Raw genomic sequence first — 16,170 nt, 5'->3', positions numbered from 1 at the left:
ATAGGGGGCGGGCCCCGGCGCGCCCCCGCCTGGAGGCGTGAGCGGTCCCGGGGGGCCCCGCGGCGCCGGTCGTGCCGGGCGGGGCGCGGGCGCCGGGGGGCGCCACGGGGTGGCTGACGCATCTGGGCGGGGCGACGCCGGGGCAGGGCTGGGGCCGGGCCTTCCAGTCCTGGGTGCGGAACCGCGCCTTCTTCCCGCCGCAGGCCGCGATGGCGGGGGAAGACGGGACGACGGTGGTGGACATGGAGATCGCGCGCGACGGCCGCATTCTGTCGGCCCGCATCTCCAGCCGGTCAGGATCGCGCTGGCTGGATGCGGCATCGATCTCGCTGTTCCGGGACCAGGTGGGGCCGGCCTTCACCTGGGACATGCCGGGGGAGACGACGACGATGCGGTTTACCCTGCATTATCATTTGATCACGCGGTGACGGGTGCCTGGCTGATGGGAATCCAAGATGTGAGTTCCTAGATTGCTGAGGCTTCTCATCCCCTCAAAATCACCCCCTTCTGCCCCTCCGGCTCCGCCTCCAGATAGCCTTCCACATAGATCCGCTTTACCAGCATCAGCAGCACCGCGGCCATCGGCGTCGCCAGCAGCATGCCCAGGAAGCCATAGACCAGGCCGAAGGCGAGCAACGCGACGATGGTCACCGCCTCCGGCAGGTCGACATTGCGGCGCTGGACATAGGGGGTGACCAGGTAGCTCTCGACCGACTGCACGGCAAGATACACGCCGACCACCGCCAGCGCCTCCTGCGGCCCCTGGGCCAGGCCCAGCAGCACGCCGGGCACCGCCGAGAGCACCGGCCCCACCGTCGGGATGAAGGCCAGCAGGGCGGCGATCAGCCCGAGGACAGGGGCCAGCGGCACGCCGACCAGCCAGAGGCCGAGGCCGGTCAGGCTGCCCACCACCGCCATGCAGATCAGCTGGGCGCCCAGCCAGCCGCGCAGCGTCGCCGCCGCCTCCTCGGCGATGGCGCGGGCGCGGGGGCGCAGCGAGGGCGCCAGCAGCGCCTCGATGCCGCGGCGGTAGAGGGTGGGGTCGAGCGCGAAATACAGCCCCAGGAAGACCACCAGCACCAGGTTGGCCAGCGCGCCCAGCGTGCTGTTCAGCGCGGTGAAGGCGGTGGTCCCGCCACCGGCGGGCAAAGAAATATTGCCGGATTGCAGGCGGGACAGCAGCTCCTGGCCCCAGCGGTAGCGCGACAGCTGCTCGGACAGGCTGGCGGCGGCGGCGGGCACCTGCTGCCACAGCTCGTTCAGCTGGTCGGCGATCGGGCGGGCGGCCAGCATGCCCATGGCGGCGCTCAGCAGCAGCAGCGCCAGGATGAACAGCCCGACGCCGGCGCCGTTGGAAACCGGCAGCACCCGGCGCAGCAGCATGCTGCCCGAGAACAGGAAGACGCCCAGCAGGGTGGCGGCGAAGACCAGCAGCGGGACTTCCGGCAGCAGCCAGAGCAGCAGCCCCAGCACCACGGACAGCACGATCAGCGAAACGCCCCGGCGCGACATGCGCGACCTCCCCCGACAGCCCAGCGCGCACGAAAGGCGAAGGCTGGAGGAGCATCTCCCCCAGACCCCCGACGCGTTCCGTGCTGCAACCGCCATGGGGGTTCGGCGCCGTTCTGCCGCCGACCTTGCCGCGCCGCTTCTGCGGCGCGATAGCGGGGCAACGGCGCAGCATGGCGAAGGTTGCGCTGAAAAGTTAAGCTCCCGCTCCAGGGCGGCCCGGCCTGCGCGACGATGGCGTGACAAAGCGCGCAAATCCGCGGGGCATAGCGCGGATTCGGGCCGGGGCAGGGGCAAAGGGTCCCCAAGGCCCTTGCGCCATCCGGCAACCCCGCCTATCCGGCGGCGGCAATATCCCTGTCCCTCCTGCGAAGGAAGAAGCCCATGGCCGTCGAGCGCACCCTGTCGATCATCAAGCCCGATGCGACCCGCCGCAACCTGACCGGCAAGATCAACGCCAAGTTCGAGGAAGCCGGCCTGCGCATCGTCGCGCAGAAGCGCGTCCAGCTGTCCGACGCCCAGGCCGGCGCCTTCTATGCCGAGCACAAGGCGCGCCCCTTCTACGGCGACCTGGTCTCCTTCATGACCAGCGGCCCGGTGGTGGTGCAGGTCCTCGAGGGCGAGGGCGCGATCGCCAAGAACCGCGAGATCATGGGCGCCACCAACCCGGCGAACGCCGCCGAAGGCACCATCCGCAAGGAATTCGCCGAGAGCATCGAGGCGAACTCCGTGCACGGCTCGGACGGCACCGAGGCCGCCGCCCGCGAGGTGTCCTTCTTCTTCGCCGGCACCGAGATCGTCGGTTGATTTCCGACGCTGGGCCCGCCGCTGGCGGGCCCGGCGGGACGCGCGAACAAAAGGCGGCGCCCGGGCTCACCCCCGGCGCCGCCTTTCCCGTTTCCGGCGGGCTGCTGCCCTCAGCCGGCGAACAGGTAGAGGAAGACGAGCAGCAGGATGGTGGCGCCGATGCCCCAGGTGGTGGCCTTGGTGAAGACCTCCCAGCCATGGGTGCGCTCGGCGATGATGTCGTCCGCCTTCACTTCCACGTAGTCGATCTGGTGCGACGCCTCGGCCATGGGGTTCCCTCTCTCCGCGAAGCCTTTCCGCCCCAGCAATAGGCAGCGGGGCGGCGGCGGGCAATAGGTTTGGCGGCGCAACCGCAAGGCCGCGGCCGGGTTGCGCCGGAGTGTCATCCGGAGGACCGGCCATGCCGATCGCGCTCGAAGGCTCCTGCCGCTGCGGCGGCGTCCGCTTCACCTTCGACAGCCACACGCCGCATCCCTACCAGCGCTGCTATTGCAGCATCTGCCGCAAGACGGCGGGCGGCGGCGGCTATGCCATCAACATCATGGGCACCGCCGCCAGCCTGGCGGTGACCGGGCGCCCCGCCATCTACCGCGCGACGCTGCGCGCCGATGACGGGTCCTGCGAGACCAGCAGCGGCCAGCGGCATTTCTGCCCGGCCTGCGCCAGCGCGCTGTGGCTGGCCGATCCGAGCTGGCCCGACCTGATCCACCCCTTCGCCTCGGCGATCGACACGCCGCTGCCGCTGCCGCCGAGCTCGACCCACCTGATGCTGCTCTACAAGCCCGCCTGGGTGGTGCCGCAGATCGCCGAGGGCGATGCCGTCTTCGACGAATACCCCCTCGAATCGATCGAGGACTGGCACCGCTCGCGCGGGCTCTGGGTGGATTAGCGGCCCCGCCTCAGCCGAAGGCGCCGTCGCCGAAGGGCTGCCGCCCCTCGTAGATGCCGGTGGTCAGGAAATGCTGCAGCGGGTTGATCCCGGCCGCGGCGATGTCGCGATAGGCCTCCAGATAGCCGCTGGTGTCGAAGCCGGCCGAGGGGTCGCGCCCTTCGCGCCAGCCATAGTTCATGTAATGCGCCAGCGGGTCGATCCCCGCCTGCCGCACATCGGCATAGGCGGCGAGGTAGCCGCTGGTGTCGAACCAGGCGTTCGGATCGCGGCCCTCGCGCCAGCCAAGCGTGTAATAATGCGCCCCGGCCTGCAGCCCGGCCATGCCGACATCCGGATTGGCCAGCAGGTAGTGGGTGGCATCGAAGCCGGCGCGGATGTCGTCGCCGATGGCGGCCGCGCTGCGGCGCCCCTCGGCCTGGCCATGCTGGACGTAATGCAGCAGCGGGTCGATGCCGGCCGCGGCGACGTCGGGGTTGTAGATCCCGTAGAGCCGCAGGTCGAAATCGGCCCGGGGGTCGCGCCCCTCGCGCCAGCCGGCCTGGTTGTAGTGGTCGAGCGGGTTGACCCCCGCCGCCCGCACGTCGGCATGGGCGGAAAGATAGGCCTTGGTGCTGAAATGCGCCGAGGGGTCGCGGCCCTCGCGCCAGCCATAGGCGTCGTAATGGGCATGCGCATTGGCGCCGGCGCGGAACACGTCGGCATTGGCGCGCGCATAGTCGAAGGGGTCGAGCAGGGCGGTGGCGTCCAGCACGATGGCGCCGTCGCCATAGCGCAGCGTCTCGACCCCGATCAGCCGGTCGCTGTCCACCGCCTCGCCGGCCGGGTTGGCCTGGGTGACGCGATAGGTGGTGACGGTGACGCCCTCGGCGTCCCAGGCGGTGACCCGGCTCTGCAGCCAGTTGTCATAGCCCGGCGCCAGCAGCCGGCCGCGCAGCGCGGCGGTGTCGAAGCCGTCGCCGCCGACCAGCACGTCGTTGCCCTCGCGCCCCTCCAGCACGTCGTCGCCGGCGCCGCCCCAGAGGGTGTTGTTCGCCTGGTTGCCGGCGATGCTGTCGCGGCCGGCGCCGCCGATCGCATCCTCGATCAGCGAGCGGGCGTCGCCCTGGTGCAGCAGGGCGTTGAAGACGTTGCCGCGGGCGGTGTGGCCATCGCCGAGCTGGGCGAGCTGCGCGCTGCTGATCACCGAAGAGGCGCCAGGGGCGAGATCGACGTAGAGGTCATTGGCGTAGTTGGAGAAGTCGTAGGTGTCGCGCCCGCCACCATCCCAGACGGTGAGGAAGACGCGGTTGGCGCCCGGCTGGCCCTGGGCGATGCCGTCGATGAACATGGTCCCGGTCGAGGGATCCCAGCTGTAACGGGTGGCGCCGGCGCGGGTGCCGTAATCGGCGCCGTAGAGCGCCTGCAGCGCCGCGATGTCGAGCGTCATATAGGTCTGCGGCGCGTCCCATTCGCCGTAGCGGTAGGTATCGCGGGCGGAGCCGACATAGCTGCGGTAGCTCATCACCGTGTATTCGATGCTGTCGCGATCGCTGGACAGCTTGGCGCCGTCCTCATGCGGGTGCTTCAGCCCCAGCGCGTGGCCGATCTCGTGCATCGTCGCGTGATAGGCGTAGTTGCCGACCGCCGGCCGGGAGACATCGGCATCCCAGGGATTGCCGCCGCTGCTGAAGAACACGTCGCCGGCCGTCGACGAGTTCCCCGGATAGTAGCCCAGGGCGGTGGAGACCAGGCTGCTCTGGCCGAAGCGCAGATCGCCGCCGCTCTCGCGGTGCTGGATGTCGAGCCCGGTCAGCGCCTTGACCGACATGGCGCCGAGCACCGGCGACAAGACGCCCTCATCGGTCAGGATGGCCCGCACCGCCTCCTTCTGCATCCGCGTGACCTGCGAGAAGCCATTCGCCTCCCAGGGGCCGAAGCTGCCGTATTCGCCGGCGCTGCGGGCGAAGCTGTAGGTCGTCACCCCCAGCCAGCGCGTGCCGTAGATCAGCGCGTCGATATCGGCCTGGCCGGTGCGGGAGACGGTGCCGGCCATGAAGGCGGATGCGGCGGGATCGCTCTCGGCGGAGAGGAGGGCGAGGTCGGAGATGTCGGTCATGAGGCGGTGCCGTGGAGGATGTTACGGCATGGTTACTGTCTCGCCGGCGATGCCGCGAGGTGGAAAAATCGCAATGCGCTGGAAGCCTGGCCGGCGTGGCGGCGGCGCCACAGGGGCTTGGCTCAGCGGCCGAAGACCCCGGCCGAGAACAGCACCCAGGGCCCGCCCAGCACCAGCGCCAGCACCACGGCCAGGCCGAAAAGCTGCGCCACCAGCGCCATGGCCAGGCTGCGGAGGACGCCGCGCTTCGCCCGGGCGGCGGCCTCGGCGGGCGGTTCCTGGCCGAGCAGCAGCCCGCCGGCGCCGGGCAGCAGCCGGCCGTCGAGGCCCGGGGGATCGCCCGGCTCGGCCGGGGCCGGGATGCCGAGGGCGAAAAGCGGCTGGGAGGGCAGCACCAGCCGCTCGGCATAGCGGTAGCGGCGGCCGAGCAGCCCGCCGGTCAGCTCGGCCAGCAGGCCGGGCTCGCCATCCGGGCGGAGCGCGGCGCCGGTCCAGGCCCGGGCACGCAGCATGCGGGTGTCGACCGGGTCGGGGCAGACCAGGATGCGGTGGCCCTGCGGCGTCGCCAGCAGGAAGGGGTCGCGGCTGGCGCCGGATTCGACCACTTCCCAGCGGCCGCGGCGGCCGTTCGGCATGCTGCTGCCGGCGCGCCAAGCCTCGACCGACCAGGCCTCCCACAGGCAGGAATTGCCGGAGAGCGTCGCCGGCCGCAGCGCCCCGAGCGGCGCCGTGGTGCCCTCGACCAGCACGCTGCCGGGGGGCGGCTGGCGCAGCTGCCCCGCCGCCTGCCAGGTGGTCCAGGCCCGCCACAGGGTGGTGCCGAGGCTGATCGCGAGGATGCCGAGGAAGAGCAGCTTGAAATCGAGGCCAGCCATGCGGGCAGCCTAAGCGCTGCCCTGGCCGGGGCCAAGGAACAGAAAGAAAAGAAGGGGGTTCCGGGGGAATTCATTCCCCCGGCTTCGCTGCCGATCAGAACCCGACCTTGTCCGCCCCCTTGAGCTCCAGGATTTCCCGCGCCTCGTCCGGCGTGGCCACTTCCAGCCCCAGCCCTTCGATGATCTGGCGGGCGAGCGTCACCTGCTGGGCGTTGGATTCGGCGAACTTGCCCGGCCCGGCCCAGAGGCTGTCTTCCAGGCCCACGCGGATATTGCCGCCCATGGCCGCCGACATGGCCGCGATCGGCAGCTGGTTGCGCCCGGCGCCCAGCACCGACCAGCGGTAGTTGTCGCCGAACAGCCGGTCGGCGGTGCGCTTCATGTGCAGGACGTCTTCCGGATGGGCGCCGATGCCGCCCTGCAGGCCGAAGACCGTCTGGACGAAGAGCGGCCCCTTCACGATGCCCTGGTCGTAGAAATACTTCAGGTTGTAGAGGTGCGAGGTGTCATAGCACTCGAACTCGAAGCGGGTGCCGTTCTCGGCGCAGGTCGTCAGGATGTATTCGATGTCGGCAAAGCTGTTGCGGAAGATGATGCCCTTGTCGGATAGGTAGTCCTTCTCCCACTGGTGCTTGAAGTCCTTGAAGCGGTTCAGCATGCCGAACAGGCCGAAGTTCATGCTGCCCATGTTCAGGCTGGCGACTTCGGGCTTGTGGGTGGCGGCGGGGCGGACGCGCTCCTCGATGGTCATGGTCGGCGCGCCGCCGGTGGTGATGTTCACCACGCAGTCGCTGCGCTGCTTGATCACCTGCAGGAAGGGAGAAAACCCTTCGGGCGTCTGGTCGGGGCGGCCGTCGACCGGGTTGCGGGCGTGGAGGTGGACGATGGCGGCCCCGGCCTCGGCGGCGCCGATGGCGGCATCGGCGATCTGCTCGGCGGTCACCGGCAGGGCGGGCGACATGCTCGGCGTGTGGATGGCGCCCGTCACGGCGCAGGTGATGATGACCTTGCGTTTGGCCATGTCGTTTCCCTCAGCTTTTCTGTGACTGCTTGTGGGCGCGCAGCGCCGCCAGGCGGCGGTCGCGGGCCCGCATCTTTTCCGGAAGACCTTCAGCCGGTCCCCATTGCGACAGGATTCTTCCTGTCGCGGCCTCGCCATAGACCTCCGGCGAGGCCGGATCAGCGGCGAGCCGCTTGTAGAACCCCGTGTAGCGCGCGCAGTAATCGGCGATGCCGCCGGGCGCGTTGAGCTCGATCGTCTCGAAGGGCCCCATGAAGGACCAGCGCAGGCCGAGCCCGTCCTTCACCGTGTGGTCCAGGTCCTGCGGCGTGACATAGCCCTCCGACACCAGGCGGAAGGCTTCGGCCAGCAGCGCGCCTTGCAGGCGATTCAGGACAAAACCCTCGATCTCCTTCAGCACCGCGATCGGCACCTGGCCGATGCTGGCATAGATCGCCCGGGCCCGCGCGATCACTTCGGCGGAGGTCCAGTCGGCGCCGGAGAGCTCGACCAGCGGGATCAGATGCGGCGGGTTGACCGGATGCGCCACCAGGCAGCGGTGGCGGCCGGGCAGGGCCTCGGTGAAGAGCGAGGTGCGGATCGCCGAGGAAGACGACGCCAGGATGCAGTCCGGCGGCGCCAGGCGGTCGAGCTCGGCGAAGAGGGCCTGCTTGATCTCCAGCTTCTCCGGGCCGTTCTCCTGCACCAGGTCGGCCTTGGACACGGCGTCGGCCAGGCTCGACGCCGCGCGGATGCGCGACGCCGCGGCCACCGGGTCGTCGCAGAGCCCCTGGGCCGCGAGGTCCTTCAACCCCTCGGCGCAAAGCCCGATCGCGGCCTCGGCCACGCCCGGCGCCGTGTCGTGCAAGGCCACCTGCCAACCGGCGCGGGAAAAGATCATGGCCCAGGCGCGGCCGATCAGGCCGCTGCCGATGATGGCGACGTGTTGGCTCACAGCCACAGAACCTTCCTGCGCAGCTCGGGATCGTCGCGCAGCAGGCTGGAGGCGCCACGCCAGGTCACGGCGCCGCGCTCCAGCGCCACGGTGCTGTCCGACAGCGCCAGCGCGAGATCCAGATTGTGGTCGACGATGATGATGGACAGCTCCTGCCGCAGCCGGTCGAAGGCCTCGAAGAGCTCTTCGGTGACGGCGGGCGACAGGCCCTCGAAAGGCTCGTCCAGCAGCAGCAGGCGGGTGTCGCCGGACAGGGCGCGGGCGACGGCGACCATCTGCTGCTCGCCGCCTGACAGCGCGTCGGCGGGGGTGCGCCAGCGCTGCTTCAGGCGCGGGAAGACCTCCAGCACCTTTTCCTCGGGCCAGTGGTCGCCCTCGCCGGTCAGGCGCTTGAGCCGGCCCAGCGTCAGGTTCTCCGCCACCGACATGCCGGCGAACAGCCCGCGCCCTTGGGGCACGAAGCTGACGCCGAGGCGGGCGATGCGGTCGGCGCCGAGCCCGGCGATGTCGCGCCCGGCCAGCGTCAGGCTGCCGCTGGCGGGGCGGGTGATGCCGATGATGCTTTTCAGCAGCGTCGACTTGCCCGCCCCGTTCCGCCCAAGCAGCGCGAGGATCTCGTTCTGCTTCAGGTCGAAGGAGACGCCCTGCAGGATGTGGCTCTTGCCGTAGAAGGTGTTGATGCCTTCCGCCTGCAGCAGCGTCGCCTCCACCGCGGCCGAGGCGCGCGGCTTGGCGGCGATGGCGGCGGTGCCGCTGCCCAGATAGATCGCCTGGACGCGGGCATCGCCGCGGGCGTCTTCGACGCTGCCATCGACCAGCACCTCGCCGTCATTCATCACGGTGACGCGGTCGGCGAGCGCGAAGACGCGGTCGATGTCGTGCTCCACCAGCAGCACGGGGATGTCGGTGGAGACGCGCTTGATCAGCTCGCCCACCCGCGCGCGTTCCGCCGTCGCCAGGCCGGCGAGCGGCTCGTCGAGCAGAAGGATGCGCGGGCGGGTGGCGACGGCGACGGCCATGTCGACCAGGCGCTGGCCGCCATAGGACAGCGCGCCGGCCTCGGCCTTCTCGATGCCGGCCAGGCCCATCCAGCGCAGCAGCACGCCAGTGTCTTCCGCCATGTCGTCGTAATCGGCGGCGTTGCGCCACAGGCCGAAGCGCTTCGGGTGCCGCGCCTGGATGGCGAGGCGCAGGTTCTCGGCGATGGACAGGCCGGGGAAGAGGTTGGTGATCTGGAAGGAACGGCCGATGCCGGCGCGGGTGATGGCTTGCGGGGAAAGCCCCGTGGCGTCGCGCCCGTCCAGCATGACCTTGCCGCTGTCCGGCGGGAACATGCCGGAGAGCAGGTTGAAGGCGCTGGTCTTGCCGGCGCCGTTCGGGCCGATCAGCGCATGCAGCTGCCGGTCGCCGACGGCGAAGCTGGCGCCGCGCACCGCCTGGATTCTGCCGAACGCCTTCTTCAGATCCTGCGCTTCCAGCACGGCGCCCTGGGCGGTGCCCGGCCGGATGAAGCGCGGCGGCACGGGTTCCGGCGTCGCGGTGCGGCGGGCCGACATGGCCGCGTCTTCCACGGTCTTCTTCAGGAAGGGCGCGATCAGCCGCTTGCCGACGCCGACCAGGCCGTCCGGCGAGAAGACGATGAAGCCGACGAAGAGCAGGCCGAAGACCAGCAGCCAGTTGGCCGTGTAGATGGACAGAAATTCGCGGAACAGGATGTAGAAGAGCGCGCCGAGGGCCGGGCCCAGGAAGCTGCGCATGCCGCCGATGACGACCATGGCCAGCAGCTCGCCGGAGAAGGCGATGGCGATCGGCTCGGCCGAGGCGAAGCGGTGGTTGTAGGCCGAGAGCATGCCGGCCAGCGCGGTGACGCCGGCGGAGAGCACGAAGGCCAGCAGCTTGTAGTGGTTGGTGCTGTAGCCGACGAAGCGGGCGCGCTGCTCGTTCTCGCGGATGGCGACCAGCACGGTGCCGGCCGGGGCGTGGTGGAAGCGCCAGAGGCCGAGGACCACCAGCATGGCGATGACGGCGACGACGCCGTAATAGGTGCCGGCATCTTCCAGGAAGGCGTAGCGGGCGATGCCGCCGAAGCCGTCCTCGCCGCCGGTCAGCGCCGTCCAGCGGAAGGCCGTGGTGAACAGCATTGCGGTCAAGGCGAGGGTCAGCAGGGAAAAATAGACGCCGGAGCGGCGCAGGATCAGCAACCCGGCGAGCGTCGCCAGGGCCAGCACCATGGCGAGGCCGAGGATGGCCGGCAGGATCATGTCGCCGGGGAAGAAATGGCGTTGCAGGATGCCGGCGGCATAGGCGCCGATGCCGAACCAGGCGCCATGGCCGAAGGAGACCAGGCCGGTATGGCCGACCAGGATGTTCAGTCCCATCACGGCGATGGCGAAGACGACGACATCGGTTGCCGACTTCATGGTCAGGCCCAGGAAGGGCAGCAGCAGCGGCAGGGCGATCAGGGCCGCGGCGGCGATGGCCAGCGGGCGGAGGTCACGGAGCATGGATGGGGCGCCTCACTCGAACTTCGCGATGCGTTCGCCGAAGAGCCCGCGCGGGCGCAGCAGCAGGACCAGCAGCATGAGGAGATAGACCGAGGCCTCGGTCGCCGGCGGGAAGGCGTAAGCCGCGATGCCGCGCACCACGCCGACGATCAGCGCCGCGACCACGACGCCCCAGAAGGAGCCGAGCCCGCCGATGACGACGACGACGAAGGCGAAGGTCAGGATCTCGGCGCCCATCGCCGGATGCACGCCGATGACCGGGGCCAGCATGACGCCGGCCAGCGCGGCCAGGCCCACGGCGATCATCACGACCGCGGACATATAGGGCTTCAGCGAGATGCCGAGGGCGCCGACCATGTCCGGGTTCTGCACGCCGGCGCGCACCACGCGGCCGAAATGCGTCCGCTGCAGCAGCAGCCAAAGGCCCGCGACGCACAAGGCGGCGACCAGCAGGATCAGCAGGCGATATCGAGAGTAAATAAACTCGCCGATGAAGACCTGGCCGCGCAGCTCGGGCGGGATCGAGAAGGGCAGCGGCGGGGCGCCGAAGATCATGCGCAGGGACTGCTCGGCGACCATGGCCAGGCCGAAGGTCAGCAGCAGCGACAGGATCGGGTCGGCGCGGTAGAAGCGGCGCAGCAGGAAGCGCTCGATCACCAGGCCGAGCAGGCCCACCAGCACGGGCGCCGCCACGAAGGCGCCGCCGAAGCCGATATGCGGGGCCAGCGCCACGGTCAGATAGGCGCCGATGGCATAGAAGGCGCCATGCGCCAGGTTGACGATGCCGCCCAGGCTGAAGATCAGCGACAGGCCGAGGGCGATCAGCAGGTAATAGGCGCCGATCAGCAGGCCGTTCAACACCTGCTCGAGAAGGAAGACGATTTCCAAGGCGGGGCTCCTGCGCCGGGAAGGGCGCCGGCAGCGCGATGACGCGCGCCGGCGCGTTCTGTCAGGTCGGGAAGGTGCAGCTGGCCTCTTCCGGGGTGGAGGCGATGGCCTCCAGGCTCTCATCCGGCCCGGGCAGGGCGGCCGAGGAGGTGAAGAGGTCGTAGCGGTCCTTCTGCTCCGCGGCGGGCAGGGCGGAGATGGCGTACATCTCGGTCATGATCTGGTGGTCGCGGGCGCGGAAATAGGCTTCGCGCGACTTCTGCACGTCGAACTTGGCGCCGCTCTCCAGGTATTCGACGATGCGCGGGCCGTCGGTGCCCTTGGTCTCGGCCATGGCGCGGGCCAGGATCTTCACCGCGTTGTAGTCGCCCCAGGCCTGGTTCTCCGGCGGCCGGCCGAAGCGGCCGCGGAAGTCGGCGGTGAATTTCTTCGCGCCCGGATTGTCCAGGCGGTGGTGCCACATGGTCGGCCAGGTGCCGAGGAAGTTCCCCGCGCCGGCACCCCAGGCGAGGGCCGTGTCGAAGCCGAAGCCGGCCACCGGGAAGCGCAGGCCGAATTCGGAATACTGCTTCAGGAAGTTGGTGATCTGCGCGCCGGCCAGGTTGGCGACGATCACATCCGGCCGCGCCTGTCGCAGCTTCAGCAGGAACGGGGAGAAATCGGTCAATTCGGTCGGGATCAGGTCCTCGTTGGTGACGTTGCCGCCGTTCTCGCCGATGAACTTCTTCGCCACGCGCAGCAGGTCATGGCCGAAGGCATAGTCGGCGGTCAGGGCATAGATCTTCTTGCCCTTGATCAGCCCCTGCTGGACGAGGGCGCGGCCCACCGCCTTCACATACATCGAGTTCTGGCCCTCGATGTGGAACATGAACTTGCGGCAGTCGCTGCCGCGCAGCGCGTCGGAATTGGCGCCGGTGTTGATGAACAGCGCGCGCTCGCGCTGCACCACCTGGCCGATGGCCAGCGCCGAGGCCGAATTGATCTCGCCGACGATGCAGGAGACCTTGTCGCGCTGGATATAGCGCTCGGCCTTGGCGCTGGCGGTCTGCGGGTTGACGCTGTCCTCGAACAGCATCTCCAGCTTGCGGCCGTTGATGCCGCCCGAGGCGTTGATCTCGTCGGACGCCATCTGCGCGGCCTGCACGGCGAACTCGCCCAAGGGGCCGAGGAAGCCGGTGCGCGGCGTCAGGTGGCCGATGCGGATGACATCGGACTGGGCGTAGGAAATGGCGGGGGCGGCCAGCAGCGCGGCGGCGCTGAGCATCGCCCCCCGCCGCGTGATGCGGGGAAGCTCGGTCATCCTTGGGTCCTCTCCTCATGCGGGCAGCGGGTTTCTTTTGGTCCGCTTGCCGATCCCTTGATCACCCCGAAAAATGTGATCTGTGATCACGGTCAGGCTTGCCTATCCCTGCCGGATTGTCCAGAGGGAATGCGTGACCCTCGCCATCGCCACCCTGCCGCTGCTGGAACGCCGCACCCTGGCGGAGTCGGCCTATGCCCATCTGCGCGACCTCCTGGCCTCCGGCCGTGTGGCGCCGGGGGAGAAGCTGTCCTTGCGGGACCTGTCGGAGGCGCTGGGCGTCTCGGTCATGCCGGTGCGGGAAGCCGTCAGCCGGCTGATCGCCGACGGCGCGCTGGAGGTGGCGCCGAACCGCGCCGTGCGCGTCCCCGTGATGGACGGCCGCCAGTTCCGCGAGCTGGCCGATGTGCGCGCGGGGATCGAGGGCTGGGCCGCCAGCCTGGCCGCCACCGCCCGCAGCGAGGCGCAGCTGGACGGGATCGCCCGCGCCGAGGCCGCCATCCGCGGCGCCGAGCGCTCCGCCGATCTGGGCCATGCGGTGCAGCTGAACCGCGACTTCCATTTCGCCATCTATGGCGCGGCGGGGCTGCCGACGCTGGTCGACGTGATCGGCGGGCTGTGGCTGAAGGCCGGGCCGGTGATCAACCTGGACCTGCGGCATTCGCGCGACCGGCTGACGGCGGGGCATGCGCTGCGCTGCCATGCCGCGGCGCTGGCCGCGATCCGCGCCCGCGACGCCGAGGCCGCGCGCGCCGCCATCGCCGAGGACATCACCCGCGCCGCCGACTTCATCATCGACAAGGGCGGGCTGCCATCGGGTTAGCTTCGCTGTCGTCGTCTAGGGGAGGAAACGAAGAATGGACATGGGATTGCAGGGCGCCCGGGTGCTGGTCACCGCCGGCGCCAACGGCATCGGCCGCGCGGTGGTGGAGGCCTTCCTGGCCGAGGGGGCGCGGGTCTTCACCTGCGACGTCGATGCGGCGGGGCTGGCGACGCTGCCGCTCGGCGTCGGGCATCGCCGCGCCGATGTCGCCGATCGCGCCCAGGTGGCGGCGCTGTTCGAGGCGGCGCTGGAGGAGCTCGGCGGGCTGGACGTGCTGGTGAACAATGCCGGCATCGCCGGGCCGACCGGGCGCCTCGAGGAGATCAACCCGGAGGACTGGGACCGCTGCGTCGAGGTCTGCCTGACCAGCCAGTTCAACTGCGCCCGCCTGGCCATCCCGCATCTGCGGCGCTCGGCCAATGCGAGCATCGTCAACCTGTCCTCGGCGGCGGGCAAGCACGGCTTCGGGCTGCGCACGCCCTATGCGGCGGCGAAATGGGGGGTGATCGGGCTGACCAAGTCGCTGGCCATCGAGCTCGGCGACGATGGCATCCGGGTCAACGCCATCCTGCCCGGCCTGGTCGCCGGCGACCGCCAGCGCCGCGTGCTGGAAGCCAAGGCGCAGCAGCGCGGCATCGGCTTCGCCGAGATGGAGCGTCAGGCGTTTTCGTTCACCTCGATCAAGGAATACGTGACGCCGCAGCAGCTGGCGGATCAGATCCTTTTTCTGTGCTCGCCGCGCGGCCGGACGATCTCGGGGCAGGCGATCAGCGTGGACGGCGACACCCGGATGCTGTCGTGATATCCGCCTCAGCCGGCCCCGCGGGCCGGCTGGTCCGGCTGTCCGCCGAGGCTCAGCCCGCCTCCTCCGGCAGATCGGCCAGCTCGCCGATGGTGATCGGCTTGTAGGGCGCGCGGGGGCGGAGCGCCCCGGCCTCGGCGACGGGCACGCCGCGGGTCTCGGCGATCAGGGCGGCGACGGTGGTGCCGCAGAAGCGGCCCTGGCAGGGACCCATGCCGCTGCGCAGATAGGCCTTGGCCTGATTCGGGCCGGTGGCGCCCATCCGGGCCGCGCGGCGCACCTCGCCGGCGGTGACCTCCTCGCAGCGGCAGATGACGGTGGCGTCGTCGGGCGGCGCCAGCACCGCGTTGGACGGGCGGTAGAGCCGGTCGAGGAAGGGCCGCAGGGCGAGGGCCGCCTTCAGCGCCGCGCGCGGATCGGCCGCCCGGGCATCGCGCGCGGCAGCGTCGATCCGGCCCAGCCGATGCGCCGCATCCAGCGCGGCCAGCGCCCCGGAGGCCACCGCCGCCTGCCAGCCGCCGATGCCGCCGCCATCGCCGGCGATGGCGACGAAGGCATCGCTGCTGGCGCCCCAGGCGTCCAGCCTGGGCCGCCAGCAGCGCTGCGCCCCGTCCCATTCGTGGTCCAGCCCCATGGCGCGGGAGATGTGCGTGCCCGGGATGACGCCTTCATGCAGCAGCAGCGTGTCGGCATCGACGGCGCCGCCATCCTGCCAATGCACGCGCTGGACGCGGCCCTCGCCCTCGGCGCGCAGCTGCTGCACGTCGCGGATGATGCGCATGCCCGAGCTCCGGGCCTCCAGCATCAGCGCCGCCCCCTTGGCCAGGGCGGCGCGCCCGGCCCAGAGCCCGCCGCGCGACCAGGCGGCGCGGAGCGAGCCGGGCCGCGTCGTCTCCAGCAGCGCCACCGGCGGCGCGCCGGCGCGGGCCAGCTGCACCGCCAGCAGCCACAGCAGCGGTCCCTGGCCGGCGAGGACCGTGCGGCCCTGCGGCACCGCGCCGGCCTGCTTCAGCAGGATCTGCGCCGCACCCGCGCCCATCACCCCGGGCAGGGTCCAGCCGGGGATCGGCACCGGCCGTTCCTGCGCGCCGGTGGCCAGCAGCAGGCGGCGCGCGGTGATCTCGCCGGGGCCGGTGGGCGTCTTCACCGACAGCAGGCCGGTCTCGGTGTCGGCGTGCCAGAGCGTGGTCTCCGGCCGGTAGTCGACATTCGGCATGGCGCGGAAGCGGCGCACCAGGGCGGCACCCGCCTCGGCATATTCGCCGCGCAGCGCCGGATCGCCCGCCGCGCGTTCGACGTTGCGGAAGATCTGGCCGCCGGGGGCGGGCTGCTCGTCCAGCACGGTGACGGCGAGGCCGAGGCCGGCGGCCTGCAGCGCAGCACTCATCCCCGCGGGACCCGCGCCGATGATCGCCAGGTCGAAGGGCAGCGCGCTCATGCCTGGTCGTCCCGGTAGGCCAGGCGGGCGCCGTCCTGGCGGGCGATGCGCATGCCGGGGCGGACGGCCACCATGCACGCCTGGCGGTTGGCGACGCCGTCGATCACCGCCAGGCAGTCGAAGCAGACCCCCATCATGCAGAAGGGCAGCCGCGGCGCGCCGGTCACCGGGGTGGTGCGGTTGGCGGGCATGCCGGCCAGCAGCAGGGCGGCGGCGGCCGTCGCGCCCTCGGGGACGGCGGTGGGGCGGCCCTCGACCAGGACGTCCACGGTGGGGGCGCCG

At 70.8% G+C, this 16,170-nt stretch carries 16 protein-coding genes; 5 read left to right on the top strand and 11 right to left on the bottom strand.

What is annotated here, in order from left to right; translation table 11 throughout:
* The first annotated feature begins 71 nt into the window (after positions 1–71).
* Positions 72–428: a TonB family protein gene (locus BKE38_RS06895; protein ID WP_076956621.1), complete on the top strand. Its 357-nt coding sequence runs from the start codon at positions 72–74 to the stop codon at positions 426–428.
* Positions 429–483: 55 nt separating this feature from the next.
* On the opposite strand, the gene BKE38_RS06890 is transcribed toward BKE38_RS06895, so the two are convergent.
* The gene (locus BKE38_RS06890) at positions 484–1,512 is read right to left on the bottom strand and encodes an AI-2E family transporter (protein ID WP_076956620.1); all 1,029 of its coding nucleotides are present in this window, start codon (positions 1,510–1,512) and stop codon (positions 484–486) included.
* A gap of 381 nt (positions 1,513–1,893) precedes the next feature.
* On the opposite strand from BKE38_RS06890, the gene ndk reads away from it, so the two are divergent.
* On the top strand, positions 1,894–2,316 hold the full coding sequence (gene ndk / locus BKE38_RS06885; protein ID WP_076956619.1) for a nucleoside-diphosphate kinase: 423 nt from the start codon (positions 1,894–1,896) through the stop codon (positions 2,314–2,316).
* 110 nt (positions 2,317–2,426) lie between these two features.
* On the opposite strand, the gene BKE38_RS06880 is transcribed toward ndk, so the two are convergent.
* Positions 2,427–2,585, bottom strand: a complete 159-nt coding sequence (locus BKE38_RS06880; protein WP_076956618.1) for an aa3-type cytochrome c oxidase subunit IV — start codon at positions 2,583–2,585, stop codon at positions 2,427–2,429.
* Positions 2,586–2,716: 131 nt separating this feature from the next.
* Between BKE38_RS06880 and BKE38_RS06875 the strand changes: the two genes are divergently transcribed.
* Complete coding sequence (locus tag BKE38_RS06875; RefSeq protein WP_076956617.1) at positions 2,717–3,205, top strand: GFA family protein; 489 nt, start codon at positions 2,717–2,719, stop codon at positions 3,203–3,205.
* Positions 3,206–3,215: 10 nt separating this feature from the next.
* On the opposite strand, the gene BKE38_RS06870 is transcribed toward BKE38_RS06875, so the two are convergent.
* The 7 genes from BKE38_RS06870 to BKE38_RS06840 form a co-directional block, all read right to left on the bottom strand.
* Positions 3,216–5,303, bottom strand: coding sequence for a M10 family metallopeptidase (locus tag BKE38_RS06870; protein WP_106409147.1), 2,088 nt, complete (start codon positions 5,301–5,303; stop codon positions 3,216–3,218).
* Positions 5,304–5,425: 122 nt separating this feature from the next.
* The gene (locus BKE38_RS06865; RefSeq protein ID WP_076956616.1) at positions 5,426–6,178 is read right to left on the bottom strand and encodes a hypothetical protein; all 753 of its coding nucleotides are present in this window, start codon (positions 6,176–6,178) and stop codon (positions 5,426–5,428) included.
* A 94-nt stretch (positions 6,179–6,272) separates the two neighbouring features.
* Positions 6,273–7,199 carry a 3,5-dioxohexanoate:acetyl-CoA acetone transferase gene (gene kce / locus BKE38_RS06860; protein WP_076956615.1) on the bottom strand — a complete coding sequence of 309 codons (927 nt, stop codon included), beginning with the start codon at positions 7,197–7,199 and terminating at the stop codon, positions 6,273–6,275.
* Positions 7,200–7,209: 10 nt separating this feature from the next.
* Complete coding sequence (locus BKE38_RS06855; protein WP_076956614.1) at positions 7,210–8,133, bottom strand: 3-hydroxyacyl-CoA dehydrogenase; 924 nt, start codon at positions 8,131–8,133, stop codon at positions 7,210–7,212.
* Positions 8,130–10,637 carry a branched-chain amino acid ABC transporter ATP-binding protein/permease gene (locus BKE38_RS06850; protein ID WP_076956613.1) on the bottom strand — a complete coding sequence of 836 codons (2,508 nt, stop codon included), beginning with the start codon at positions 10,635–10,637 and terminating at the stop codon, positions 8,130–8,132. Before BKE38_RS06850 ends, BKE38_RS06855 begins: the two co-directional genes overlap by 4 nt.
* A 12-nt stretch (positions 10,638–10,649) precedes the next feature.
* Complete coding sequence (locus BKE38_RS06845; RefSeq protein ID WP_076956612.1) at positions 10,650–11,525, bottom strand: branched-chain amino acid ABC transporter permease; 876 nt, start codon at positions 11,523–11,525, stop codon at positions 10,650–10,652.
* 61 nt (positions 11,526–11,586) lie between these two features.
* A complete protein-coding gene (locus BKE38_RS06840; protein ID WP_076956611.1) occupies positions 11,587–12,825 on the bottom strand; it encodes an ABC transporter substrate-binding protein in 1,239 nt (412 codons plus the stop codon).
* Between the two features lie 133 nt (positions 12,826–12,958).
* On the opposite strand from BKE38_RS06840, the gene BKE38_RS06835 reads away from it, so the two are divergent.
* Positions 12,959–13,648, top strand: a complete 690-nt coding sequence (locus BKE38_RS06835) for a GntR family transcriptional regulator (protein ID WP_076956610.1) — start codon at positions 12,959–12,961, stop codon at positions 13,646–13,648.
* 34 nt (positions 13,649–13,682) lie between these two features.
* Positions 13,683–14,450 carry an SDR family oxidoreductase gene (locus BKE38_RS06830; protein WP_076956609.1) on the top strand — a complete coding sequence of 256 codons (768 nt, stop codon included), beginning with the start codon at positions 13,683–13,685 and terminating at the stop codon, positions 14,448–14,450.
* Positions 14,451–14,502: 52 nt separating this feature from the next.
* Here the strand turns inward: BKE38_RS06830 and BKE38_RS06825 are convergent, their stop codons facing one another.
* On the bottom strand, positions 14,503–15,888 hold the full coding sequence (locus tag BKE38_RS06825) for an NAD(P)/FAD-dependent oxidoreductase (protein ID WP_076956608.1): 1,386 nt from the start codon (positions 15,886–15,888) through the stop codon (positions 14,503–14,505).
* Complete coding sequence (locus tag BKE38_RS06820) at positions 15,885–16,157, bottom strand: (2Fe-2S)-binding protein (RefSeq protein ID WP_083747345.1); 273 nt, start codon at positions 16,155–16,157, stop codon at positions 15,885–15,887. Before BKE38_RS06820 ends, BKE38_RS06825 begins: the two co-directional genes overlap by 4 nt.
* Positions 16,158–16,170 lie beyond the last annotated feature (13 nt).

Origin of the sequence: Teichococcus deserti (assembly GCF_001982615.1) — a bacterium.
GTDB lineage: Bacteria > Pseudomonadota > Alphaproteobacteria > Acetobacterales > Acetobacteraceae > Pseudoroseomonas > Pseudoroseomonas deserti.
This window is presented reverse-complemented; position numbering and strand designations above follow the sequence as displayed.